Below are 21,921 nucleotides of genomic sequence, written 5' to 3' on the forward strand. Positions count from 1 at the left end.
CGTGCAGCAAGAGCTGCCGGATCAGCAGTCTCCGGGCGCCCAGCCGCCATCCCTGTTCCGCGCCATGTTCGCGCGCGGCACGCCCATGCTGTGGGTGCCGAGCGGCTATTTCGCCATGGCGCTGACCTACATGATGCTCACCAGCGTGACCTCCATCATGTTCAAGAACCTCGGCATGGACAATGGCCAGGCCGCGCAATACGCCAGCTACCTGATCCTGGCGTACACCATCAAGCCGCTGTTCGCGCCGTTTGTCGAAATGTACCGCACCAAGAAATTCTTCGTGCTGGCGGCGCAGTTGATCGTTGGCGCCGGCTTTGCCGGCGTGGCGCTGGCGATGTCGCTGCCGGATTACATGATCATCATGGTGGTCCTGTTCGGTGTGCTGTCGCTGGTGGGCGCGACGCAGGACATCGCCTCGGACGGCGTCTATGTCACCGCGCTGGACACCAAGACCCAGTCGCTGTTCTGCGGCATCCAGAGCCTGAGCTGGAACATCGGTCCCATCGTCGCCTCGGGCGGCATGGTGTATCTGAGCGGCTGGCTGCACACCCACTACTTCAAGCACCAGGCCGGCGTGTTCGGTCCGGAGTGGATCGACTCGTGGCGCATCATCTTCTTCATCGTGGCCGGCATCACCATCCTGACCGCGCTGTGGCATATGCGCGTGATGCCGGAAGGCGCCAAGGCCGAGAACGCGCCGAAATCGGTGGCCGAAGCGGCCTTCATCCTCAAGGATTCCTTCGTCACCTTCTTCCAGAAGCGCGACGTCTGGCTGATGGTGGGCTTTGCCTTCGTGTTCCGCCTGAGTATCGGCCTGCTGGAAAAAATCGGCCCCTTCTTCATGGTGGACCCGGTGGCGCAAGGCGGCCTGGGTCTGTCGAACGAGATGCTGGGCCTGATCTACGGCACCTACGGCCTGATCGCCGTGCTGCTGGGCTCCCTGCTGGGCGGTATCTTCGTGGCGCGCCGCGGCCTGCACAAAACCCTGTTCATCCTGTGCTGCGCGGTCAACATCCCGAACGTGACGTTCCTGCTGATGTCGATTTACCAGCCGGACAACCTGATCATGATCTGCGCCGGTGTGGCGGTCGAGAAGTTCTTCTTCGGCTTCGGCTCGGTGGGCTTCATGATCTACCTGATGCAGCAACTGGCGCCGGGCAAGTACACCACCACCCACTACGCCTTCGGCACCGGCCTGATGGGTCTGTGCATGATGGTGACCGGCGTGGTCAGCGGCCACCTGCAACAGCTGCTGGGCTATGTGCACTACTTCTGGCTGGTGATGGCGGCCACCATTCCATCCTTCCTGGTTACGTGGTTCGCGCCGTTCCACAATAAGGAGTAAGCGGAAACCACGCCGCCCGCAGGCGCATGCAGGGCTGCTCGACCAGACGGTAGAGCAGCCAGCCGCCCGCCACACCGGCCAGCATGACCAGCGCGATGCCGGGTGCGCCATGCTTGTCGATTCCCATACCTTCCGACACCACCTTGAACAGCGGCTTGTGCGCGAGGTAGATCGCATAAGACCACAGCGCCAGGCTTTCCGCACCGGGCACGCGCACGCGGCCCATCGGTCCCAGCGCCGCCAGCACCAGCAAGCCGAAACTCATCGACAGCAGCGTGAAGCCGAAGGCGGTGATGAACAGCGTTTCATCCTCAAAGTGCGCCAGCAACCAGATGCTCATCGCCAGCCCCACTGCCAGCAGCAGCCGGCCATGCCGCAGGATGCGCTCATACAGCGGCTGGTGGTAGTGCTTCAACATGGCGATCGCCACGCCCGGCAGCAATTCATCGAAGCGCGCAAAGCTGGAGTAGTACAGTTCCTGTGAAAACGGCGTGCGGCCGTCGCTCCATGCCTGCGCGCGGAACGCGATGGCGGCGCACACGGCCAGCGTCATCGCCAGCCACGCCCAGCGCGGACGACGCAGCAGCAGGAAGGCCAGCGGCAGGATCAGGTAAAACTGCTCCTCGATGCACAGCGACCATGAGTGGGTGAAGGTCTGGCCGTATTGCAGGCCGAAGTTCTGCGTAAAGGTCAGGAAGCGCCACAGCGGCGCGGTGGCGCTTCCTGCCAGCACCGCCGGGAATAGCCAGTACGCGGCCAGCACCACATAGTAGTTGGGCAGGGTGCGCAGCAGGCGGCGGCCGAAGAAAGTCGCCAGCGGTACGCGCTGCGCCACGATCTGGTTGCCGATCAGGTAGCCGCTCAACACGAAAAACAGATCGACGCCGGCCCAGCCGACGCGGCCCGGCGCGCCGAAGTCGCTGCCGCCGGCCACCACGCCGTAGTGGTACATCAGCACCAGTATGATGGCCAGCGCGCGCAAAGTGTCCAGGCCGTGTATCCGCGAAGTCATGATTTCCTTTTCTGTGAATGGGAACGGCGATTCTGCCGCCGCCGCGCCGCTTCGGCAATCCGCTGTGGGACGAAAACCGGAATCGGCGTGACGCGCGCCCTCAAGCGGCGTAAAGCCCCCTGCTATACTCGCTGCCGATGAATACTTCCCCCGTCTACGCCGCCGCCAGAATGCTGGCACTGAACGTGCTGGCGTGGATTGCAATCAGCGCCATCGGCGCCTATGGCGCGGCCACCGCCAGCGGCTACCTGCGCCTGTGGCAGCAATGGTGCATCGACTACGTGCCGATGATGGCCCTCAGTTCCGCGCTGTGCCTCGCCCTGCTGCGCTGGCCCACGCTGTTCGCCTCGTGGCGCAAGGTGCTGATATTGTTCGTGGTGGTGATGGTGCTGTTCCCGCCGCTGCAATGGCTGTACCTGGACTGGGTGCGCGAGAGCGATGCCCTCGGTCTGCAAAGCGTCTACCTGGCGCGCCTGCGCATGCGACGCTTTAGCTGGTTCATCACCGGCGCCACCTACGCCATCATCGTCGCCATCGGCAACTGGCGGCTGGCGCGGGCGCGCGAGGTGGCCTTGCTGGGAATGTCGCTGGCACTGGAGCAGCAGCGCATGCTGGCGCTGCGCGCGCAACTGGAGCCGCACTTTATCTTCAACGCGTTGAACGCCATCAGCGCCCTGGTGCGCGACGGCGACAAGGCGGTGTCGCTGCAAGGCATCAGCCGCCTGAGCGACTTGCTGCGCTACGCGCTGTCGGCCAGCCTGCGCGACGCCGTGCGGCTGGGCGAGGAGTTGCAATTCGTGCAGGACTACGCCGACCTGCAACGCCTGCGCTATGGCGAGCGCCTGCAACTGCACGTCCAATGCGACGATCCGCAACTGCACGAGGCATCCTGCCCGCCACTGCTGCTGCAACCACTGATCGAGAACGCGCTGCGCCACGACCTCGATTGCCACAATGGCGCCAGCGATATCCGCGTGCGGATCGCGCAGCAGGACGACCTGCTGCTGATCAGCGTCTCCAATCCGATCAGCGCCCACGCGCCGGCCAATCCCGGCACCGGCCTGGGTTTGCAGAACACGCGCGAACGCCTACGCATCTTCAATCCAGCGGCCGCGCTGCACGCCGATCAGCGCGGCGAACGCTTTTACGCGGAGATCCAGCTGCCATGGGAGTGATCCGCTACCTCATCGTCGATGACGAAGCGCCCGGCCGCACCAATCTGCGCCTGGCGCTGGCCGCGCATCCGGACTGGCAACTGCTGGCCGAATGCGACAACGCCGCCGCAGCACGCGGCACGCTGGCCGAAACACCGGCCGATGTGATCTTCCTCGATATCCAGATGCCGCGCGAAAGCGGCCTGGAACTGGCGCGTGAACTGAGCCGGCTGGCGTCGCCGCCGCTGATCGTCTTCGTCACCGCCTACAACACCCACGCGCTGGATGCGTTTGAAGTGCACGCGCTGGATTACCTGCTCAAGCCCATCGACGACCGCCGGCTGGCGCAGGCGGTCGAGCGCGCCGCCTCCATGCTGGCCTACCGCCACAGCGACGGCTACCGCGACGCCCTGCGCAACTATGCCGCCGCCGCGCAGCCAACGCATGCCGAAATGCTCAGCGTACGTTCGGTAGGATACATAGAGCAGATCCGGGTGGCGGACATCCTGTGGCTGCAATCGGCAGGGAATTATGTGGAACTGCATCTGGCGGCGCGCATGGTACTGCACCGCATGCCGCTGGCCCGGCTGGAGCAGCTGCTGCTGCCCGGCGAATTTGTGCGCGTGCACCGCAGCGCCATCGTGCGGCAGACGCAGATCAAGCGCTTGTCGGTGGTGGGCGACGGCCGCTACGAACTGGCGCTGGCCTGCGGCGCGCGCCTGGCCGTCAGCGAACGCCATGTGCAGGACGTCCGCGCCCGGCTTTAAGCTTCGCCGGCCAGGGAGCGCAGGTCTTCCTCGCGCACACGGCGCTCGGGCGCCAGCACGCGGGCGATCACTTGCGGATTCAGCCCCATGCTCTGCAACAGCTCCACCGCGCCGGGCGTGCCGACGTCGCGCTGCACCTGCAACGCCTGCCGAACGATAAAATCATAGGAATGCCAGCCAGCGGTGTCCGACGTTTGCGGCCGCTGGCGCCTGTCGTATTCCGGTTTCATGACGACCTCCTCATTTTTCACCCGCATAGAGTAACGCAAGATGGGGCCGGATGCGCGTACGGTAGGCTTATTCCCTGGCCGGGTCGTGCGACAGCACCACCTTGTAGCCGTCCGGCGCCACCGAGGTATCAAACGGATAGCTGCCGAGGTTTTGCTGATCCAGCATGCCCAGCTTGATGAGAATGGTGTGCGGCTGCTCCTTGTTGCGCCCCTCCAGCAGGTTGACCGCCGCGTTGATCGCCACCCGCGCCTGGCTCACGCCCTTGGTGTCGGCCGCCGCGTAGATTTCCTTGCTGCGGATGAGGTGAGCGATCTCGCCGGTCAGGTCATAGGCCACCACGCGGATCTTGTCGGCCAGGCCGGCCGCCTTGATCGGAGCCAGCGCCGCCGGCGCGCAGCCGGTGCAGCCCAGCAGGTAGTCGAGCCGGTTGCCATGCCGCGCCAGGATGCGCCCGGTCAGCTGCGCTTGCAGCCCGCGCTCGCTGTCGCCATAGCGGATATCGAGAATGTTGACTTCAATCGGCGCTTCCTGCGCGGCGATGCGCGAACCGTCCACCTCCCCTTTCACCCAGCCCGCGCCCATCGGCCCGGGCAGCAGAGCCACGTTGATCGACTTGAGGCCGCGCTGTTGGGCATCGCGGATGGCCCAGCGCATGGCTTCCTGACCCATGCCGCGCAGCGAAGTGGTAACTTTCAGATTCAGGTCATCGCTGCGGCTGTCGTTGGCCAGTTCCAGCACCGGGATGCCGGCCGCGCGCGCCCGCGCGATGGAATGGTTATTGGCCGTCATGCTGATCGGCGAGATGACGATGGCGTCATATTTGGCGGCGATGGCTTCGTCCATCTTTTGCAACTGGCCTTGCAGATCGTCGTAGCCGGTGGCGGGCAGAATGTCGGCCGCCACGCCCAGCCTGCGCGCCTCGCTGATCACGCCATAGGCGCAGCCGCTCCAGTAAGGGTCTTTCATGTGCGGGAACAGGAAGGCGATGCGCCAGCGCTTGCTGGCATGCGCGGCTGGCGCGTACTGGCCCAGCACCACGCGGCCGCTGGCCAGCGCATCGTCGGCCGTGCCGTTGGGCTGCACCGGGCGGAAGATCGACTGCACCGGGATCGGCGCGAACCTGGCGCCCGGCTCCGCCAGCGCCGGCAGCGTCGGCCCCATGCATGCGGCCAGCAACGCCAAGCTTAAAACGGGTTTCTTCATGGTCCGGTCCTGTGTTTGTCGCCGCATGCCGCCGGCGCGCGCGCCGCGCTCTCGCCCAGCGGCACCAGCACACCGTTGCGCGCGCCCAGCCGCGCCAGTTCACCCGAGCGCACCATCTCGTTGAACAGGGCGTTGTAGCGGTCGCGCACCGCGCTGAATTTGGGATCGCGCGGGAAGGCCAGATAACCGTCCAGTTGCGCAATGTCGGGACACAGCGCCGTCAGCGACTCGGCCAGATGCAGGCCGTCGATCAAACCGGTGCTGTTGCGTTCATTGGTGGCCAGCAGATCGACCCGGCCCATGGCCAGCATCTGCAAGCCGTTTTCCAGTTGCGGCACTTCGCTCACATCCAGCTGCGGGCGCACCAGGTCGAACTGGGCGCCGTAGTGCCAGCCACGCACGGTGGCGATGCGGCGCGACTTCAAGGCCGCCAGCTCGCCGCGCCACGGCAGCTCGGCGTCGCGGCGCGCGTAAAACACCATGCGGTCGCGGTAAAAGCCATGATCGAGGAAGGAAAAGCGCGCCATCCGCTCCGGCGATTTATAAGGCCCGATCAAAATGTCGGCCTGCGCCCGTTCCACCATGGCTTGCGCGCGCGGCCAGGGATAGAGCTGAAACAGAATGGTATCGCCGGCGCGCGCGGCCAGCGTGCGCAACACGTCCACGCCCAGTCCCTGCCACTGGCCATTGGCGCCCTGTTCGAAGATGTGGCTGAAACTGGCGCCGACCGCTACTCTCTGCTCCGCATGGCTCTGTTGCGGCGCGCTGGCGCCCAGTATGACTGACAGCAGAAGAGAAATGGTCTTTCGCATAGTGCTTTTATACTAGCACGAGCTAGCGCAGATACCGACGCAGGAACGCCACGCTGGCATCGACCGTCGGCTGTAGCCAAGGATCGAACAGCCAGAAAGAGTGCGGCGTATCGGGCAGGATCAGCTTTTCGCTGGCCACGCCGGCTTGCGCCATCCGCGCCATCATGTCCTCGCGTCCGGCCGAGAAGCGCGGCTGCCCGCTGCCGATGAACAGCACGGCCGGCATGCCGGGACGAACATAACGGATCGGCGAGGCTTCGCGCCACAAGGCCGCTTGCTCGGCATAGCGGCCGCCAAACCAGGCGCCGGCGGAGGAAGGTTTTTTTTTCGGATCGTCCTCGTACTGGAGCGCCAGCTCGCTGGTAAAGTCGGACAGGCCGTCGATATTGACGATGGCTTTGACGCCCTCCCCGGTCACGCCGGCCAGCGCGGCGATCTGGCCGCCGGCCGAACCACCGGCCAACGCCACCCGTTGCGGATCGATGTGCAATTCGTCCGCATGCTCGCGCACCCAGCGCACGGCCGCCTGCACATCCTGCACCGCCGCCGGATAGCGCGCCTCGCCGGACAGGCGGTAGCTGACCGTCACCGCCGCAAAGCCCTGTTGCGCCATGCGCAGCGCCATCGGCACGAATTCCGAACGGTAGCCGGACTTCCAGCCGCCGCCATGCACGAACACCACCGCCGGCAAGCGTTCGCCGGCCGGCAGATAAGCATCGAGCCGGAGACAGCGCGCGCCGCGCTGCGCATACACCTGGTCCGCCACTTTGCGCACGCCGGCCGGCAGCATGGCGTCGGCGATGCGGATCTGCGGATATTCCTTGACCAGCTTATCGTAGGTATGAGGCGCGTCGTAGGTGTTGGCGGGATCGGGTGGCGGTTCAACACAGGACAGCGCGGCGGCAAGCACGGTACTCAGGAAAGGCATCGGGACCTCGGCAAATAACTCAGGTTCCGAGTATGGCATAAAAAAAACCCCTCGGCCGGTAAAGGCGCGAGGGGTTGTAAGACCACAGACAACACTGGACTACATGAAAAACTCTTTGCTTAGAACGAGCGGCCCACGTTGATGCCGAAGGTACGTGGCGGCAGGTACTGCGCTTGCCACGGACCGTTGGCGTTCATGGCGCTGGTCTTGATCTTGCCGTCTTCGACGTTGCGGACGAAGGCGTCGAAGTACCACTTGGAGTTGGCGTCGTAACGCAGACCCAGGTCGGTACGGTTGTAAGCCTTCTGGCGATCCGGCTCACCCAGGTTGAACACGCTCAGCCAGCTGGCGGTTTCGTAGTGGGTGCTGATGCGCGGGATCAGCGTGCCGTCGGCCAGCGCGAAGCTATGCTGGTATTGCAGCTGGGCGCTGAACTTCGGCGAGTGCGGCATGGTGTTGCCGGTCACGTCCAGGCAGGTGCTGATGCCAACGATCGGGCAGGCCGGCAGGTTGTAGTCGTTGGAACCGCCGATCAGGTGCTTCAGCTTGGCGTTGGTGTAGGCGGCGGTCAGCTGCACGCGGTCTTCCGGCGTGATCTTGGCGGCGATCTCGGTTTCCAGGCCCCACACGGTCGCGCCTTCGGCGTTGTTGGTGGCCAGGCCGCGGGTGCCGTCAGGATTGGTGATCGGCGCGCTGAACTGGAAGCCCTTGAACTTGGAGTAGTAGGCCGAGTTGTTCATGCGGACTTTACCGCCGAGGAAGGTCGACTTCGAACCGATCTCGTAGTTGGTCAGCGTCTCGGAACCGTATGGACGGCCACCATCCTGCAAACCGCCCGACTTGTAGCCGGTCGATACCGACGCGAACACCATATTGTTCTTGTCGATGTCGTAGGTCACGCGCGCCAGGCCGGTCAGCTTGCTGTCGCTGTAGCTGCCGCTGTTGAACGAGTAGGTGGTGAAGCCGTTGTTGCCGCCCGGGACCAGCGGGTTCATCGATGGGCTCACCGGCACTTGCGGTACATCGTAGTTGCTCCAGCCGTTGCCGGTGCCGCCGATGTTCTCGCGCTTGTCCGAGGTGTAGCGGAAGCCGCCGGTCAGGTGCCACTGGTCGTTCACGTTCCAGGTGGCCTGGCCGAAGGCCGCTTTCGAATCCACGGTCTCCTTCGGCTGGATGAAGGAACCCTGCCAGCTCACGGTGCCGATCTCGGTGCCGTTCATGATCGGAATGTCGAAGCGGATGCCGTTGTCTTCGTTGGCGTAGTACAGGCCCAGCAGCCAGTCGACGTCGCGTTTGCCGGTCGACATGATCTCCAGCTCATGGCTGTAGTTCTTGTACTTGGACCAGACGGTGTTGTTGGCCTGGTAGCCGGCGTTGCCCGGAGCGCCCACGGTGGTGAAGCTGGTGGCCGGATTGGCGCCGCCATCCTGGTCGAAGGTCGACGAACCGTTGAAGCGCGAGTAGCCGGCGATGTAGGCCAGCGCCACATCGTTGTTGATCTGGTAGTCGACGCGGCTGCGCACCGAGTTGGAATCACGGTTGACGTTAGGCGCGGTGTCGATCAGGGCCGACCAGAACTCCTGGCCTGGACGCTGCTGCTGCAACAGGTTCATGTTGGGCGTGCCGCGGTCGACGTAGTGCTCGTACGAGATGTTCCACTTCAGGTCGGCCGATGGCTGCCACAGGAAGCTCAGGCGCACCGCGCTCTGGTCCTGGGCGTTGTACTTCTGGCCGTTGCGGATGTAGCTGTTTTCGTTGATCGGCTTGAAGGTGACCGGGTTGTTCGGGTGCTTGGCGTTCCAGTCGGCGATGCCCGGCGCGGCGGCGGCCTGCTGGGCGGCCAGCGATGGAATTACCGGCGCCTGGTAATCGACGTAGCCGTCGTGCTGCTCGTGCACCACGGACACGCGCATCGCCATGGTGTTGCTCAGCGGGATATTGAACGCGCCACGGGCGCCGATGCGGGTGTAGTTGCCGTAGCCGACTTCGAAGTTGCCGGCGTTGCTGCCGATTTCAGGCTTCACGGTCTGCATGTTGACCGCGCCGACGGTCGAGTTGCGGCCCCACAGCGTGCCTTGCGGGCCGCGCAGGACTTCAATCGCCTCCAGGTCGAACAGCAGCGCGGTCGCGCCTTCCGGACGCGGCGAGTAGATGCCGTCGACGAAGCTGGCCACTTCCGGGTCGGCGTACTCGGTCTTGGCCGAGTCGTTGCCGATGCCGCGCAGGGTCATGGTGATCACGCCGTGGTCGCCCTGGCCGGTGGCCGAGAAGCCCGGCACCAGATTGACGACGTCCTGGATGGTTTGTACGTGGTTGTCATCCAGTGCGGCGGAGTTCAGCGCGGTCACGGCCACCGGGGTTTTTTGCAGCGAGGTCGTGCGCTTCGTCGCAGTAACAAACACTTCGGTGATTTTGCCGGCTTCCGCCGGCGCGGCTTGTTCCGCGGCCGGCGCTGCGGCGGCAGTGGCGACCTGGGCTTCTTCAGCGTGGACTACATTGGTGCCGGCCACCAGGGCGAGGATGGCCATCGAGATAGGGGACAGCAGCAAGCGCTTCCCGGACTGCGGTACGTGGACGTTCATAAGTCTCCTTTGCGTAGCGATCGCCGAGGGGGAGGGCGGTGCTACCATTTATCGTGGAAAACGATTTCATGTTGTGTGAAAACGATTTCAATTTTCATGAAAACGTTTTCTGTATTTGTGAAATCGATTTCATAGTACATAATTCAGATCACCGATGTCAAATTAAAAATTGTTGCAGCGTTGTATCGCCGGCCTCCGCCTTTTGCGGGACCTCTGCCTCGGAGACACTTCATAGTATGAAAACGTTACCAAAACATGGCGTCAAGAACGTCCTGATCGTCGGCGGCGGCACCGCCGGCTGGCTCACGGCCTGCTTTTTGGCCAAACAACTGGGCACCGGCGCCGATGCCGATGCGGTAAACATCACGCTGGTGGAGTCGAAGGAAATCGGCATCATCGGCGTCGGCGAAGGCACGTTCCCGTCGATTCGCGGCACGCTGGCGACTATCGGCATCGATGAGGCGCGCTTCATCCGCGAATGCACCGCCACCTTCAAGCAGGGCATCCGCTTCGACCACTGGGTGCGTGCACCGGGCGCGCCGGGCGCCGACCACTACTTCCATCCATTCAGTGTGCCCAGCCAGCGGCCTGGCGGCCCGGAACTGCTGCCCTACTGGCTGCAAGGCGCGGCCGGCAAGGACGTGGCGTTTGCCGCCGCCGCCACCATGCAGAAACGCGTGGCCGATGCCTCGCACGCGCCCAAGCGCCCCAGCGACGGCGACTTCATGGGACCGCTGAACTACGCCTACCACTTCGACGCCGGCAAGTTCGCCGCCCTGCTCTCCACCCACGCGCAATCGCTGGGCGTGAAGCATGTGCAGGCCACGGTGGAACGGGTGTCGCTGGATGACGATGGCGCCATCGGCGCGGTGCACACCAAGGAGGAAAGCCAGCTGACGGCCGACCTGTACATCGACTGCACCGGCTTCCGCGCGGCGCTGATCGGCGATGCGCTGGGCACCGCCTTCCGCAACATCAACGACGTGCTGTTCGTCGACCGCGCCTTGGCGATGCAAGTGCCGTACGAGCAGCCGGATGCGCCCATCCCCTCCTACACCATCGCCAGCGCGCATGAAGCGGGATGGACCTGGGATATCGGCCTGCATGACCGCCGTGGCATCGGTTATGTGTATTCGAGCCGACATACCGACGACACCCGCGCCGAGGAAATCCTGCGCGGCTACATCGGCAAGCAGGCGGAAGGCCGCAACCCGCGCCAGCTCAAGCTGAATGTCGGCTACCGCGACCAGCACTGGGTGAAGAACTGCGTGGCGGTCGGCTTGTCGGGCGGCTTCCTGGAGCCGCTGGAATCGTCGGGCATCGGCCTGATTGAAACGGCGGCATATCTGGTCAGCTATCTGTTCCCGCACGATGGCGATTTCGAACCGGTGGCCAAGGTGTTCAACGAGATGATGAAGGCGCGCTACGAGCGCATCGTCGACTTCGTCAAGCTGCATTACTGCCTCACGCAGCGCAACGACAACCCGTTCTGGATCGATAACGCCGATCCGGCCAGCATTCCGGATTCCTTGAAGGACAAGCTGGCCATGTGGCGCAAGCGCGCGCCGCACCGCATGGACTTCGTGGTCGACTACGAAATGTATCCGCCGTCGAGCTGGCAGTATGTGCTGTACGGGATGGAGTTCGCGACCGACTTGTACGCCAACGGCAAAACCCTGCCGCGCACCGAGGAAGCGCGCAAGGAATTCGCCATGATCGCGCAGATGTCGCAGCGCGCCCTGGCCGACCTGCCCTCACACCGCGCCATGGTGCAATACCTGACGCAGCGCGCCGAACGCAAGATCGCCTGATTATGCCGGTCTGGTTGCCGCTCCCAGCCTGGCGCTGGCGGCGATCAGCAGCATGAAGCAACCCAGGCCGCCAAAGGCCAGGTTCAGACTGGAGGCATGCGCCACGAAGCCGATCAGCGCCGGCCCGGCCAGGATACCGGCGTAGCCCAGGGTGGTCACCGCCGCAATCGCCAGGCTGGCCGGCATGGCCTGCTGGTTGCCGGCCGCCGTGAACAAAATAGGCACCACGTTGGAGCGCCCAGTCCCACCAGCACAAAGCCCACCAGCGCCAGCGGCACCGTAGTCGCCAGCACCGACAGGAAGAAACCGGCCGCGCCGCACAAGCCGCCAAGCAGCAGCACATGCTTGCCGCCAAGCTTGCGCACCACACGGTCGCCGGTCAGGCGGCCCAGCGTCATCGCCACCGAAAACGCCGCGTAGCCGATGCCGGCACGGCTGGCGTCCAGCCCCTGCTCCATCGTCAACAGCACCGCGCTCCAGTCCAGGATCGCGCCCTCGGACAGGAAGGACAGGAAGCACAGCGCGCCGATGAAAATCACCGCGCCATGCGGCATCACGAACAACGGCCCCTCGCGCGCCGGGCCATCGGCGCCGTGCAGCATGTGCGGCGCGGCCAGCAACAGCAAGGCGGCCACCAGCAGCACGATGACAACGGCCGATGCGGTCGGCGTCACGCCTCCCCACAGCATCGCCGCCATCAGGCCGGCGCCGATAAAGCCGCCGGCGCTGAACAAGCCGTGGAAGCCCGACATCAGCGAGCCGCCGCTCTCGCGCTCGACGATCACCGCCTGCACATTCATCGCCACGTCCATCGTGCCGATCGAAGCGCCCACCGCAAACAGCGTGGCGCCCAGCAGCAGCGGGCTGGGTGCGAACGCCAGTCCTGGCACGAACAGGCAGACCAGCGTACCGGAAATCAGCATCACCAGGCGGCAACCGAAGCGCGCGGTCAGCATGCCGGTCAGCGGCATCGCCATCAGCGAACCGCCGCCAAGGCACAACAGCAGCAAGCCCAGTTCCGCCTCACCCAGCGCCAGCCGCGCTTTGGCAAACGGCACCAGCGGCGCCCATGCCGCCATGGCCAGGCCATTGCCGAGAAAAACCAGACGGGTAGATAAGCGTTGCCGCGGTCCGACACGATTCATGCATTTGCCTCCATGGATGAGGGCCACAGTATATCCATATGTGGGCGCACGAACATACCGGGCACGCGCGTCAGCGCATTATCACTCTCACTTACAGAAAAGGAGCCATCATGCAAACACAAACTTTACACGCGGGCGTGGCCGGCGCCGGCGCGCCTGTCGCCACAGTCGCAGCGGACGGCGACGGTTTCAAGTCCGGCGTCTCATGGGGCGCCATCCTGGCCGGCGCCGCAGCCGCCACGGCGTTGTCATTCATTTTGCTGATACTGGGCGTGGGCCTGGGCCTGTCTTCAGTCTCGCCCTACCAGTACAACGACAAGCCGCTCGGCACCGCCAGCGTGGTGTGGATCGCCTTCATGCAGCTGGCCGCATCCGGCATCGGTGGCTACATGGCCGGGCGCCTGCGCGTGAAATGGGCCGCCATCCATGGCGATGAAGTGTACTTCCGCGACACCGCGCATGGCCTGCTGACATGGGCCGTCGCCACGCTGCTGATGGTGGCGGTGGTGAGCGGCGGCACGCGCGCCGTCCTGAGTGGCGCGATCGATGCCGGCAATGCGGTCGCCACCGCCGCCGCACCGGCCGCCGGCGCCGCCACGGCCAACGCCACCGGCAACAACGGCCGCGCCAACACCTACTTTGCCGACATGATCCTGCGCTCGCCCAACGGCGACGTGGCCACCGAAGCGCAACGCACGGAAGTCAACCGCATCCTGCTGACCGATCTCGCCGCCGGCAAGATCAGTGGCGAGGACCGCCTCTATCTCGCGCAACTGATCGCCAAGCGCACCGGCGTGACGCAGGCGGAAGCCGAACAGCGCGTGGACCTGATCTACGCCCAGGCCACACAGGCGGCGGCCGACGCCAAAAACAAAGCCGCGGCGGCGGCCGAGGAAGCACGCAAGGCCGCGGCCCATTCGGCACTGTGGATGTTTGTCGCCCTGTTGCTGGGCGCTTTCGTGGCCGCGGTCACCGCCATCGTGGGCGGCCGCAATCGGGATCATGCGCGCGTGGTGGTCACGCAGCGCACCATTTAAAACAAGGAGAACACCATGCGCTCGATACTACTGTGGATGCTCGGCGTCCCCCTGCCCATCATCATCCTGATTGCGTTGATCCGTTAAAGCTTGCCGACTTCGATCACCGCTTTGACAAAGGCGTCGGGTGCTTCCTGCGGAGGATTGTGCCCGATGCCGCCGGCGATCAGTTCATGCTTGTACTTGCCGGTGAAGCGCTTGGCGTAACTGGCCGGCTCCGGATGCGGCGCGCCATTGGCGTCGCCTTCCAGCGTAATGGTCGGCACCGAGATGCTCGGGAACCTGGCCAGCTTCGCTTCCAGATCCGCATACTTTGCCTCGCCCGATTCCAGGCCGAGGCGCCAGCGGTAGTTGTACACCGTCACCGCCGCGTGGTCCGGATTCTCCAGCGCCACGGCGCTGCGGTCATAGGTGGCGTCATCGAACTTCCACTGCGGCGATGCCAGCTTCCAGATCAATTTGGCGAAGTCCTTGTGGTTCTTCTCGTAGCCCGCGCGGCCACGCTCGGTGGCGAAGTAGAACTGATACCACCATTGCAGTTCCGCCGCCGGCGGCAAGGGCTGCTTGCTCGCCTCCTGGCTGCCGATCAGGTAACCACTGACCGAGACCAGACCCTTCACCCGCTCCGGCCACAGCGCGGCAACGATGTCGGCGGAGCGCGCGCCCCAGTCATAGCCGGCCAGCGTGGCCTTGTCGATCTTGAGCGCATCCATCAGCGCGATCACATCGGTCGCCAATGCGGCCGGTTCGCCGTTGCGCACCGCCTTCGGATCGAGGAAACGGGTGGTGCCGAAGCCGCGCAGGTGCGGCACGATCACGCGGTAGCCTTGCGCGGTCAGCTTGGGCACCACGTCGATATAGCTGTTGATGTCATACGGCCAGCCGTGCAGCAGGATCACCACCGGGCCGTTGGCCGGGCCCTCGTCCACGTAGCCGACATTCAGCTCGCCGGCGTTGATCTGCTTGATGGTCTTGAAGGTGGCCGGGGCCGCGTCGGCGGCCTGGGCGTGGGTGGCGCCCGACAGGGCGAACAGTGCGCCGGCGAAGGCGATGGCTTGAATGGTCTTGTTCATTATGCGTCCTCCAGGATAACGGTGGAAAGGCTGGCGCCATCATTGACGCCGGCTTCGAAAGAGTAAGGGTCGACGCCGTCGAGGCAGCCGATATTCACGCGCCACAGCAGCGGGTCCTTGCGCGTTTGATGGAATGGATAAATGCCGCAGTGCTTGCAGAAGTAATGCCGGGCCACGCGGGTGTTGAACTGGTAGAGGGTGAGCGCATCCTCGCCCTTCACGATCTTCAACTCGGCCGCCGCGAACGGCGGCGACATCAGCGCGCCCTTGCGACGGCACAGGCTGCAATTGCAGCGCGCGGCCGGGGTCAGCGCGGTGCGCACTTCAAACTGGACGGCGCCGCAGTGGCAGGAACCGTGGTGCAGATCGTGGTTGGACATGATGCGCTCCTTCGTTCAGATCAGGTTGATTTGCACGTCGATGTTATTACGGGTCAGTTTCGAATATGGGCACGCCTGATGGGCGCCATCCACAATCGCGCGGGCGGCTTGCTGGTCCAGGCCGGGCAGGCTGACGTTCAGGCGCGCGGCCAGGAAGTAACCGCTGTCGTCGTTTTTCAGATCGACTTCGGCGTCGACGAACAGGTCGGCCGGCAGCGTCACTTTCAGCTTGCCGGCCACCAGGCCCATGGCGCCGATGAAGCAGGCCGACCAGCCGGCGGCGAACAGCTGCTCCGGATTGGTGCCGGCGGCGGTGCTGCCGGGCGAGGACAGTTTGATATCCAGACGGCCATCGCTGCTGCGGGCTGCGCCTTCGCGGCCGCCGGTGGTGTGGGTTTTGCCGGTGTACAGTACTTTGCTCATGGTTAACTCCTTTGGCTGGGTTGATTTAAATCGCATTCGATTGAAGCGTATGCGTTGTATATTACCAGCATTTTTTGCCGTGTCAAGCAATTCCGATTAAATCGTATCCGCTGTATAATCGAGACATCTACCGAAGGAGGTATTCATGAGCAAACCGACCACGCAACTCTCGGATTTCCTGTGCTTTGCGGTCTATTCCGCCAATCTGGCCTTTGGCAAGGCCTACAAACCCATCCTGGACAAGCTGGGGCTGACGTACACGCAGTACATCGCCATCATTGCTTTATGGGAAGAAGACAACCAGACCGTGAGCGGGCTGGGCGAGAAACTGTATCTCGAATCCAACACGCTGACGCCGATTCTGAAGAAACTGGAAGCGATGGGCTACGTCCACCGCGCGCGCGACGCCGCCGACGAGCGCCAGGTGCGTGTGGGGCTGACGGCCGAAGGCCGCGCCCTGCGCGAAAGCGCCCTGCACATGAACCTGCGCGACGCCACCGGCCTGACGCCGGAAGAATTCCCGGTGCTGCAAAAAGCCGTGGTCAAGCTGCGCAACAACCTGGTGAAGGCGGCGCCGGGCAAGGGTTAACGATCTTGATTGGACTGGAGCGGGTGAAGGGAATCGAACCCTCGTATGAAGCTTGGGAAGCTGCCGTTCTACCATTGAACTACACCCGCGTGCCACGCATTTTACGCGGCTTCATGCGCCATTGACAACTTCAGTGATCGTCCGGGTCCGACCACAGCGCCATGTACAACTCCGAGCGATTCAGCAGGTTTTTGTCCATTTCGGGCAGACGGTCTTTGGGTGGTTGCAGGGGGTGCTGGTTGAAGCCGCTGTAGCCCAGGCCCATGCGCCCGCCCTTCACCGCGTAGCCGGTGAATTCCAGGATGGTAGGCATCAGGTCGAAGTGCAGCAGTTCCTTGCGGTTCGGCGCCGGCGCGTCCTGCGAGATGAAGCTGTTGAAGATGGTGCGGTCGCGCAGTTGCACCAACTTCGACGTCAGCGGGTTTTTGCGCGACAGGTGGTCGCCAAGGATCACGATGTTGGTGTCTTCGAGATAGCCGTTCTCCTTCGCATAGTGAACGAAGTCCGCCACCTCGGCCGCCGTGCACGACACCACGCCTTCAAACCCAGCGAAGCCACGCTGCGCGCAATGGGAGGACAGGTGCCCTTCCGGTTCGTGCGTATCCACTGTCAGCAAGGTCAGGTTGAATTTCCCGCCGGAGGCTTTCAACTCGCGCAGCTTGGTCCTGGCGCGGCTGAACAGGTCCGCGTCGTATAAACCCCAGCCATTCATGTCGCTGGTCGACACGCCGCTCTTGAGCCACTCCTCGCGCCCATATACTTCATGGTAGTGGTGCTGGCTGAGGAATTTGTCCTTGCCCGCGAAGTTGGTCGAGGCGCCGCCCATGAAGACGTTGCGGTAGCCGCGTTCCGCCAGCAAGTCGGTCAGGCACACAGCGTTCTTGAGGAAGGAGTTCATCACCTGCCCCTGCGTGTTCCCGTCAAAGATGGTCATGCGCTCCAGCGGCACGCCGCACTGGGTCGCCACCATGGCAGCGATGGTCCAGCCGGTGCCCGGCACCTGCTGGTACTCATCGAAACTGGTTCCTTGCAAGCCGGTCAACGGCGCCAGCAAGTCGTGGCCGAAAGTGGCGCGCGAGGTATAGCTCTGCTCCAGGCTCTCGACGTAAATCAGGATCAGATTTTTCGGCTTCTGCGCTATCACAGAAACGGCGTTGGGTCGAACGTAGTTGGCGCCAAAATAATCGGGGCCGAAATCGGCTGTTACATATTTAAAGGCCGATACATCGCACATCCAGAAGGTGGTCGCGCCAAACACCAGCAGCTGCGGGAACCAGCGGTGAATGCGATAGAACAGCACATGGCAGCACTGCGGCGCGTGCGCGATCACGCAGCGCACCTTGGCTTCCACATAGAAGAGAAGCGCCAGCAGCACCAGCGGCGCCATCACGCACCAGCGCACAAAGCGCCAGGTGACCGCAGGGTCCACGGTGTCCATCAGCTCCATACCGAAGTTCATGTGGTACGCGATCTGGTCCAGATCCGGCTGGCCAAAGGATCGATGAATCCAGTAGCTGAAGCAGAACAGGAAGATGGCCAGCAGGTACAGGCAGCTACGCAGCATGCGCGATCGGAGATGTGTTTTCATTCCACCATCTTCGCTATCCAATTTGTCTGCAAAGTTGCGGTGTGCCTTCGTTTTGTATCGTAGTGTTGTGCGGCGCTTACATAGATTTACTTCGCAAGCGCCCTTATCTCATGCACAATGTCCCGGCCTCTTTGACCACAAGGACGTAATATGAAAGCAGTTTTAGGTTTGAGCGTGGCGCTGGCATTTGCCGCGCCGCTGGCTTCCGCTCAGGCGGACCCTGTTGCCACACTGGTGAAGCAGCTGGAACTGGAGAAGTACAAGGCCACCATCAAGGGGCTGACAAAATTCGGCGACCGCCGCCAGGGCACCGCGCGCAATCGCCAGGCGCTGGATTGGATCGAGGCGCAACTCAAGTCCTACGGTTGTACCAACACGGAACGTTTGCAATATCAATTTACACAGCCGGCGCCGGGCGAACCCGCGCCCAAGCGCGCGCCGGGCATTCCGAGCGGCGGCGCCGGCGGTCCGCCGGGCCAGGGCGGCAGCACGCTGTTCGGCAATCGCATTCCGACCGGCGTGAATACCGATCCGATGCGCCAGCCGGACGAGCGATTGCGTGCGCTGAACGCCGAGCAGACGCCGGTCGGCACCTCGCTGCGCGAGAACGTCTACTGCACCAAGGTCGGGACCACGCATCCGGAGGAGATGTACATCGTCAGCGCCCACATGGACGGCATCGGCTTCGGCGAAGCGGCCAATGACGACGGTTCCGGCACCGCGCTGGTGATGGAGCTGGCGCGCATCTTCAGCATGCCGGGCGTGGAGACCGATCGCTCGATCCGCTTCATCTTGTGGAACAACGAGGAGACGGGCCTGAACGGCGCCGCCGCCTACGTCGAGCAGCGCAAGGATTTGCAGGGTATCGAGTCGCCCAAAGGCTCGGGTAAATATCCGGAACCGAAGTGGCTGGGCATGATCCAGCACGACATGATGATGTACGACCATGGCATGCCGATTCCGAAAGTGGGCGCGGACGGCAAGGTCACTTACGTCTCACCGCCGGAGCAGCGGCTGGAGGCGGACGTCAACATCGAGTATCAGTCGGTGTCCAGGCAGGCGGAGGGTTCGGCCAGGCTGGCGTGGGCCTTCCGCGCCGCCAACGACAAGTACGCGACCAACTATCCGGCCGCTGTCGGCTTCCACATGACGAATACCGATTCGACGCCGTTCATGGATCTGGTGCCGTCGATTTCGCTGCGCGAGAACGAACGCGGGCAGCAGATCGGGGCCGGCTGGAATCCGAACTGGCACCAGCCGACCGACACCTACGATAATTACTCGGACAAGGACTTCCTGCTTGGCCTGAACGCGGCACAAACCACGCTGGCCGGCGTGGCGCAACTGGCCGGTGTGCGCATCAGGAAGTAAGCGCCTCCAGCACAATATCGTGCAGGCGCTGCACCGGCGGGTTCAGTTCCGCTTCGGCGCGGTGCAGCAGCAGGCCGACTTCCGGCAGCGGCGGCAGGCGCGGGTCGTCCAGCACCCGCAGCGACGGCGGCAGGCCCATTTCGGTGCGCACGGTAACGCCCAGCCCCGCCACGGCGGCAGCCCATACGCCCGACAAGCCCGGACTGGTGAAGGCGATGCGCCAAGGGGTGCCGGTGCTATCGAGCGCGCGCGTGGCGGCACTGCGCATGATGCACGGTGCATCCATCATCACCAGCGGCAGCGGTTCGTGTTCGGACAGCGACAGCCGCGTTTCGTCGGCTGAGCCGATCCAGCGCATTGGCAAGCGCCCTACCTTCACCGTATGCGGTGCGGGTGCGCCGCCGTCCCAGGCCAGAGCAAGATCCAGTTTGCCGCCGCCCAGTAGCTCCATCAATTCCGAATTGCGCGCCACCCGCGCTTCGATCCTCAGTTGCGGATGCACGCGGATGAAGCGGCCCAACACTTCGGTCAGCATTTGCTCGCCGAAGTCCTGCTGGATGCCGAGCCGCACACTCCCGGCCAGTTCGGCGCCGCGCACGGCGGTTGCGGCTTCGTCGTTCAGTTCCAGTAGACGGCGCGCGTAGCCCAGCAGCGATTCGCCGGCCGGCGTGGTGATCATGCCGCGCCCTTCCCTGCGCAGCACCGGCATGCCAAGTTGATCTTCCAGCTTTTTCAGTTGCGCGCTGACGGCGGAGGTGGAGCGTCCCAGCCGGTCGGCCGCCTTGGCGAAGCTGCCCATGTCCACGCCAGTGACGAAGGTGCGCAAGACATCGAGGTCAAAGGTAATCCGTCGCATAACCATCCCGCTTTATCGAACTATTGATCAAAATATTCCTGATTTTCAGGATTAAGTTATGCCTGTATCTTGTCCTTGTCAATCACCACCGGAGCGATACCATGGCATCCAGCGCAGGACAGGAATCGATGGGCGGCATTGCGCCCAAGCTGGCGGAGCTGACCGACCGCGTGCTGTTCGATGATATTTGGCAGCGCCCCGGCCTGTCGCCACGCGAGCGCAGTCTGGCGACGGTGGCCGCGCTGGTGGCCCTGTACCGGCTGGAGCAGTTGCCGTTTCATTTGCAGCGGGCGCGAGACAACGGCGTTTCGCGCGAGGAGTTGGCCGAACTGATAACGCACCTGGCGTTTTATTCGGGCTGGCCGACGGCGGCTTCCGCCATCAATCTGCTTAAACAATCGGAGGAATCATCATGCCTATGAGCCGTATTTCTTTGTTGAAGGGGAAGTCGCCTGAGTACATCCGCGCGCTGGGCGATGGTTTGCAACGGGCGATGGAGGAGTCGTTCAATGTGCCGAAGAATGACCGCTTCCAGCTGGTGCATCAGCATGAGCCCTACGAGATGATGTTCGACCGTTCGTACGAGGGTGGTCCGCGTTCAGATGATTTCGTGCTGATCGCGATCACCATCGGCAAGCCGCGCAGCACGGAGATGAAGCAGGCGTTTTACCGGCGGCTGGTGGAGTTGCTGGCGGAGTCGCCAGGTCTGCGGCCGGAGGATGTGATGGTGGTGGTGTCGTCCTCGCAGGGGGATGACTGGTCGTTTGGCGGCGGCCGGCCAGCGGCTTCCTTGTTGGGAGCGCGGTCGTGATTGCGATGCAGTACAGCTTTGTGCTGCCGGCGGATTACGACATGGGCGTGATCCGCGAGCGCATTGCGGTGAAAGGGCCGTTGCTGGATGGTTTGCCGGGATTGGTCTTCAAGGCGTATCTGTATGCGGATGGGCCGGAGTCTTCGTATGCGCCGTTTTATCTTTGGCGCGATGAGGAGGCCATGCATGGGTTTCTCAATGGGCCGGCGTTTGCGGGTGTGGCACGGGCGTTTGGCTGGCCCTCGGTGAGGACCTGGACGCCTTGGCATGCTAACGTTGGCCCGGCGGTGCGGGAGGCGCGGTTTGCGACGCGCAGTGGCGCGGTGATTGCGCCGTATAGCGCGTTGTCGGAACTGCGCTTGCAGGAGGAGGCGTTTGCGCGCGAGGCGTTGGCAAAGGGTGCGCTGGCTGTGGTGATCGGCTTCGAGTCGGTGACGTGGACCATCACGCGCCTGTGCCTGTGGCGCGATGCCCCCGGGCCGGGAAGCGCCGCAGCCGCAGAACAGCGCTACCACGTTGGCCATGTCTCCGCGCCAGCCCTGGCCATGTAGCGCAGCGAGCGCCAGCGCGAGATCGGTGGCGCGGTGGGCTGTCGCTGCGGCGACAGGAAGCTGGCGGCGCAACGACGGTGGACGCGACGGCGGGCAGCGGATGACGGACGGCGGATGACGGATGGCGAGCGACGGGCGAGGGGCGTCTGGCGTCTGGCGGGTGGCGGGTGGCGGGTGGCGGGTGGCGGGTGGCGGGTGGCGGGTGGCGGGTGGCGGGTGGCAGCTGGCAACTGGCGGATGGCGAGCGAC

Annotated in this window: 23 protein-coding genes and 1 tRNA gene; 10 read left to right on the forward strand and 14 right to left on the reverse strand. The window is 63.9% G+C overall.

The genetic code is table 11. The annotated features are described in order from the left end of the window. Window positions 1-64 precede the first annotated feature (64 nt). Entirely contained in the window at window positions 65-1,348 is a 1,284-nt protein-coding gene (locus GM676_RS23125; protein ID WP_155466411.1) for an MFS transporter, read from the forward strand. Here the strand turns inward: GM676_RS23125 and GM676_RS23130 are convergent. Next, window positions 1,314-2,360, reverse strand: a complete 1,047-nt coding sequence (locus GM676_RS23130; RefSeq protein ID WP_155466391.1) for an acyltransferase family protein — start codon at window positions 2,358-2,360, stop codon at window positions 1,314-1,316. The genes GM676_RS23125 and GM676_RS23130 overlap by 35 nt on opposite strands. A 137-nt stretch (window positions 2,361-2,497) precedes the next feature. Between GM676_RS23130 and GM676_RS23135 the strand changes: the two genes are divergently transcribed. Then, a complete protein-coding gene (locus GM676_RS23135) occupies window positions 2,498-3,535 on the forward strand; it encodes a sensor histidine kinase (protein WP_155466392.1) in 1,038 nt (345 codons plus the stop codon). Then, entirely contained in the window at window positions 3,526-4,281 is a 756-nt protein-coding gene (locus GM676_RS23140; RefSeq protein ID WP_155466393.1) for a LytR/AlgR family response regulator transcription factor, read from the forward strand. Before GM676_RS23135 ends, GM676_RS23140 begins: the two co-directional genes overlap by 10 nt. On the opposite strand, the gene GM676_RS23145 is transcribed toward GM676_RS23140, so the two are convergent. From GM676_RS23145 to GM676_RS23165, 5 genes are all read right to left on the reverse strand, one after another. Then, window positions 4,278-4,511, reverse strand: a complete 234-nt coding sequence (locus tag GM676_RS23145) for a hypothetical protein (RefSeq protein ID WP_155466394.1) — start codon at window positions 4,509-4,511, stop codon at window positions 4,278-4,280. The genes GM676_RS23140 and GM676_RS23145 overlap by 4 nt on opposite strands. 67 nt (window positions 4,512-4,578) lie before the next feature. Beyond that, window positions 4,579-5,715, reverse strand: a complete 1,137-nt coding sequence (gene torT, locus GM676_RS23150; RefSeq protein WP_155466395.1) for a TMAO reductase system periplasmic protein TorT — start codon at window positions 5,713-5,715, stop codon at window positions 4,579-4,581. Further along, window positions 5,712-6,527: a substrate-binding periplasmic protein gene (locus GM676_RS23155; RefSeq protein WP_155466396.1), complete on the reverse strand. Its 816-nt coding sequence runs from the start codon at window positions 6,525-6,527 to the stop codon at window positions 5,712-5,714. The genes torT and GM676_RS23155 overlap by 4 nt, the downstream gene beginning before the upstream one ends. A gap of 22 nt (window positions 6,528-6,549) precedes the next feature. Beyond that, entirely contained in the window at window positions 6,550-7,455 is a 906-nt protein-coding gene (locus GM676_RS23160) for an alpha/beta hydrolase (protein ID WP_155466397.1), read from the reverse strand. A 119-nt stretch (window positions 7,456-7,574) separates the two neighbouring features. After that, the gene (locus GM676_RS23165; RefSeq protein WP_155466398.1) at window positions 7,575-10,037 is read right to left on the reverse strand and encodes a TonB-dependent receptor; all 2,463 of its coding nucleotides are present in this window, start codon (window positions 10,035-10,037) and stop codon (window positions 7,575-7,577) included. A 236-nt stretch (window positions 10,038-10,273) separates the two neighbouring features. On the opposite strand from GM676_RS23165, the gene GM676_RS23170 reads away from it, so the two are divergent. Continuing rightward, entirely contained in the window at window positions 10,274-11,848 is a 1,575-nt protein-coding gene (locus GM676_RS23170) for a tryptophan halogenase family protein (protein WP_155466399.1), read from the forward strand. On the opposite strand, the gene GM676_RS32370 is transcribed toward GM676_RS23170, so the two are convergent. Together GM676_RS32370 and GM676_RS23175 are read right to left on the reverse strand one after the other, a co-directional pair. Further along, window positions 11,849-12,034, reverse strand: a complete 186-nt coding sequence (locus tag GM676_RS32370; protein WP_229262827.1) for a hypothetical protein — start codon at window positions 12,032-12,034, stop codon at window positions 11,849-11,851. It lies immediately after the preceding gene. Continuing rightward, window positions 12,004-12,993, reverse strand: a complete 990-nt coding sequence (locus GM676_RS23175; RefSeq protein WP_229262828.1) for an MFS transporter — start codon at window positions 12,991-12,993, stop codon at window positions 12,004-12,006. The genes GM676_RS32370 and GM676_RS23175 overlap by 31 nt, the downstream gene beginning before the upstream one ends. 110 nt (window positions 12,994-13,103) lie before the next feature. Here GM676_RS23175 and GM676_RS23180 point away from each other — a divergent pair, with 110 nt between their 5' ends. Further along, window positions 13,104-14,030 carry a hypothetical protein gene (locus tag GM676_RS23180; protein WP_229262829.1) on the forward strand — a complete coding sequence of 309 codons (927 nt, stop codon included), beginning with the start codon at window positions 13,104-13,106 and terminating at the stop codon, window positions 14,028-14,030. Between the two features lie 83 nt (window positions 14,031-14,113). Here the strand turns inward: GM676_RS23180 and GM676_RS23185 are convergent, their stop codons facing one another. The 3 genes from GM676_RS23185 to GM676_RS23195 are packed head-to-tail and all read right to left on the reverse strand — an operon-like array spanning window position 14,114 to window position 15,906. Continuing rightward, window positions 14,114-15,103 (reverse strand): alpha/beta fold hydrolase, encoded by a 990-nt coding sequence (locus GM676_RS23185; RefSeq protein ID WP_155466400.1) that lies wholly within the window; start codon window positions 15,101-15,103, stop codon window positions 14,114-14,116. Beyond that, window positions 15,103-15,483, reverse strand: coding sequence for a GFA family protein (locus tag GM676_RS23190; RefSeq protein ID WP_155466401.1), 381 nt, complete (start codon window positions 15,481-15,483; stop codon window positions 15,103-15,105). Before GM676_RS23190 ends, GM676_RS23185 begins: the two co-directional genes overlap by 1 nt. A gap of 15 nt (window positions 15,484-15,498) precedes the next feature. Further along, window positions 15,499-15,906 carry an organic hydroperoxide resistance protein gene (locus tag GM676_RS23195; protein WP_155466402.1) on the reverse strand — a complete coding sequence of 136 codons (408 nt, stop codon included), beginning with the start codon at window positions 15,904-15,906 and terminating at the stop codon, window positions 15,499-15,501. Between the two features lie 145 nt (window positions 15,907-16,051). Here GM676_RS23195 and GM676_RS23200 point away from each other — a divergent pair, with 145 nt between their 5' ends. Next, complete coding sequence (locus GM676_RS23200) at window positions 16,052-16,495, forward strand: MarR family winged helix-turn-helix transcriptional regulator (RefSeq protein ID WP_155466403.1); 444 nt, start codon at window positions 16,052-16,054, stop codon at window positions 16,493-16,495. A 15-nt stretch (window positions 16,496-16,510) separates the two neighbouring features. Here GM676_RS23200 and GM676_RS23205 read toward each other — a convergent pair. Both GM676_RS23205 and GM676_RS23210 read right to left on the reverse strand, forming a co-directional pair. Beyond that, a tRNA-Gly gene (locus GM676_RS23205) sits at window positions 16,511-16,584 on the reverse strand. A 41-nt stretch (window positions 16,585-16,625) separates the two neighbouring features. Then, complete coding sequence (locus GM676_RS23210; protein ID WP_155466404.1) at window positions 16,626-18,083, reverse strand: sulfatase-like hydrolase/transferase; 1,458 nt, start codon at window positions 18,081-18,083, stop codon at window positions 16,626-16,628. 150 nt (window positions 18,084-18,233) lie between these two features. On the opposite strand from GM676_RS23210, the gene GM676_RS23215 reads away from it, so the two are divergent. After that, entirely contained in the window at window positions 18,234-19,454 is a 1,221-nt protein-coding gene (locus GM676_RS23215; protein WP_155466405.1) for a M28 family metallopeptidase, read from the forward strand. Here the strand turns inward: GM676_RS23215 and GM676_RS23220 are convergent. Next, window positions 19,444-20,310: a LysR substrate-binding domain-containing protein gene (locus GM676_RS23220; protein ID WP_155466406.1), complete on the reverse strand. Its 867-nt coding sequence runs from the start codon at window positions 20,308-20,310 to the stop codon at window positions 19,444-19,446. The two genes, GM676_RS23215 and GM676_RS23220, sit on opposite strands and share 11 nt — an antisense overlap. A 101-nt stretch (window positions 20,311-20,411) precedes the next feature. On the opposite strand from GM676_RS23220, the gene GM676_RS23225 reads away from it, so the two are divergent. The 3 genes from GM676_RS23225 to GM676_RS23235 are packed head-to-tail and all read left to right on the forward strand — an operon-like array spanning window position 20,412 to window position 21,672. Beyond that, entirely contained in the window at window positions 20,412-20,732 is a 321-nt protein-coding gene (locus GM676_RS23225; protein WP_155466407.1) for a carboxymuconolactone decarboxylase family protein, read from the forward strand. Further along, window positions 20,723-21,121: a tautomerase family protein gene (locus GM676_RS23230; RefSeq protein ID WP_155466408.1), complete on the forward strand. Its 399-nt coding sequence runs from the start codon at window positions 20,723-20,725 to the stop codon at window positions 21,119-21,121. The genes GM676_RS23225 and GM676_RS23230 overlap by 10 nt, the downstream gene beginning before the upstream one ends. 5 nt (window positions 21,122-21,126) lie before the next feature. Continuing rightward, window positions 21,127-21,672, forward strand: a complete 546-nt coding sequence (locus GM676_RS23235) for a DUF4865 family protein (protein ID WP_155466413.1) — start codon at window positions 21,127-21,129, stop codon at window positions 21,670-21,672. The last annotated feature ends 249 nt before the right edge of the window (window positions 21,673-21,921 follow it).

The organism is Duganella radicis (assembly GCF_009720825.1).
GTDB classification, from domain to species: Bacteria; Pseudomonadota; Gammaproteobacteria; order Burkholderiales; family Burkholderiaceae_D; genus Rugamonas; species Rugamonas radicis.

Bases quoted from the DNA above. Each gene is read 5' to 3' on its own strand.
- GM676_RS23225 (WP_155466407.1), top strand. From the start codon at position 20,412: ATGGCATCCAGCGCAGGACAGGAATCGATGGGCGGCATTGCGCCCAAG.
- GM676_RS23170 (WP_155466399.1), top strand. From the start codon at position 10,274: ATGAAAACGTTACCAAAACATGGCGTCAAGAACGTCCTGATCGTCGGC.
- GM676_RS23135 (WP_155466392.1), top strand. From the start codon at position 2,498: ATGAATACTTCCCCCGTCTACGCCGCCGCCAGAATGCTGGCACTGAAC.
- GM676_RS23140 (WP_155466393.1), top strand. From the start codon at position 3,526: ATGGGAGTGATCCGCTACCTCATCGTCGATGACGAAGCGCCCGGCCGC.
- torT (WP_155466395.1), bottom strand. From the start codon at position 5,715: ATGAAGAAACCCGTTTTAAGCTTGGCGTTGCTGGCCGCATGCATGGGG.
- GM676_RS23215 (WP_155466405.1), top strand. From the start codon at position 18,234: ATGAAAGCAGTTTTAGGTTTGAGCGTGGCGCTGGCATTTGCCGCGCCG.
- GM676_RS23130 (WP_155466391.1), bottom strand. From the start codon at position 2,360: ATGACTTCGCGGATACACGGCCTGGACACTTTGCGCGCGCTGGCCATC.
- GM676_RS23235 (WP_155466413.1), top strand. From the start codon at position 21,127: ATGCAGTACAGCTTTGTGCTGCCGGCGGATTACGACATGGGCGTGATC.
- GM676_RS23185 (WP_155466400.1), bottom strand. From the start codon at position 15,103: ATGAACAAGACCATTCAAGCCATCGCCTTCGCCGGCGCACTGTTCGCC.
- GM676_RS23230 (WP_155466408.1), top strand. From the start codon at position 20,723: ATGCCTATGAGCCGTATTTCTTTGTTGAAGGGGAAGTCGCCTGAGTAC.
- GM676_RS23195 (WP_155466402.1), bottom strand. From the start codon at position 15,906: ATGAGCAAAGTACTGTACACCGGCAAAACCCACACCACCGGCGGCCGC.
- GM676_RS23200 (WP_155466403.1), top strand. From the start codon at position 16,052: ATGAGCAAACCGACCACGCAACTCTCGGATTTCCTGTGCTTTGCGGTC.
- GM676_RS23165 (WP_155466398.1), bottom strand. From the start codon at position 10,037: ATGAACGTCCACGTACCGCAGTCCGGGAAGCGCTTGCTGCTGTCCCCT.
- GM676_RS23125 (WP_155466411.1), top strand. From the start codon at position 65: ATGTTCGCGCGCGGCACGCCCATGCTGTGGGTGCCGAGCGGCTATTTC.
- GM676_RS23145 (WP_155466394.1), bottom strand. From the start codon at position 4,511: ATGAAACCGGAATACGACAGGCGCCAGCGGCCGCAAACGTCGGACACC.
- GM676_RS32370 (WP_229262827.1), bottom strand. From the start codon at position 12,034: ATGCCGGCCAGCCTGGCGATTGCGGCGGTGACCACCCTGGGCTACGCC.
- GM676_RS23155 (WP_155466396.1), bottom strand. From the start codon at position 6,527: ATGCGAAAGACCATTTCTCTTCTGCTGTCAGTCATACTGGGCGCCAGC.
- GM676_RS23175 (WP_229262828.1), bottom strand. From the start codon at position 12,993: ATGAATCGTGTCGGACCGCGGCAACGCTTATCTACCCGTCTGGTTTTT.
- GM676_RS23160 (WP_155466397.1), bottom strand. From the start codon at position 7,455: ATGCCTTTCCTGAGTACCGTGCTTGCCGCCGCGCTGTCCTGTGTTGAA.
- GM676_RS23210 (WP_155466404.1), bottom strand. From the start codon at position 18,083: ATGAAAACACATCTCCGATCGCGCATGCTGCGTAGCTGCCTGTACCTG.
- GM676_RS23180 (WP_229262829.1), top strand. From the start codon at position 13,104: ATGCAAACACAAACTTTACACGCGGGCGTGGCCGGCGCCGGCGCGCCT.
- GM676_RS23220 (WP_155466406.1), bottom strand. From the start codon at position 20,310: ATGCGACGGATTACCTTTGACCTCGATGTCTTGCGCACCTTCGTCACT.
- GM676_RS23190 (WP_155466401.1), bottom strand. From the start codon at position 15,483: ATGTCCAACCACGATCTGCACCACGGTTCCTGCCACTGCGGCGCCGTC.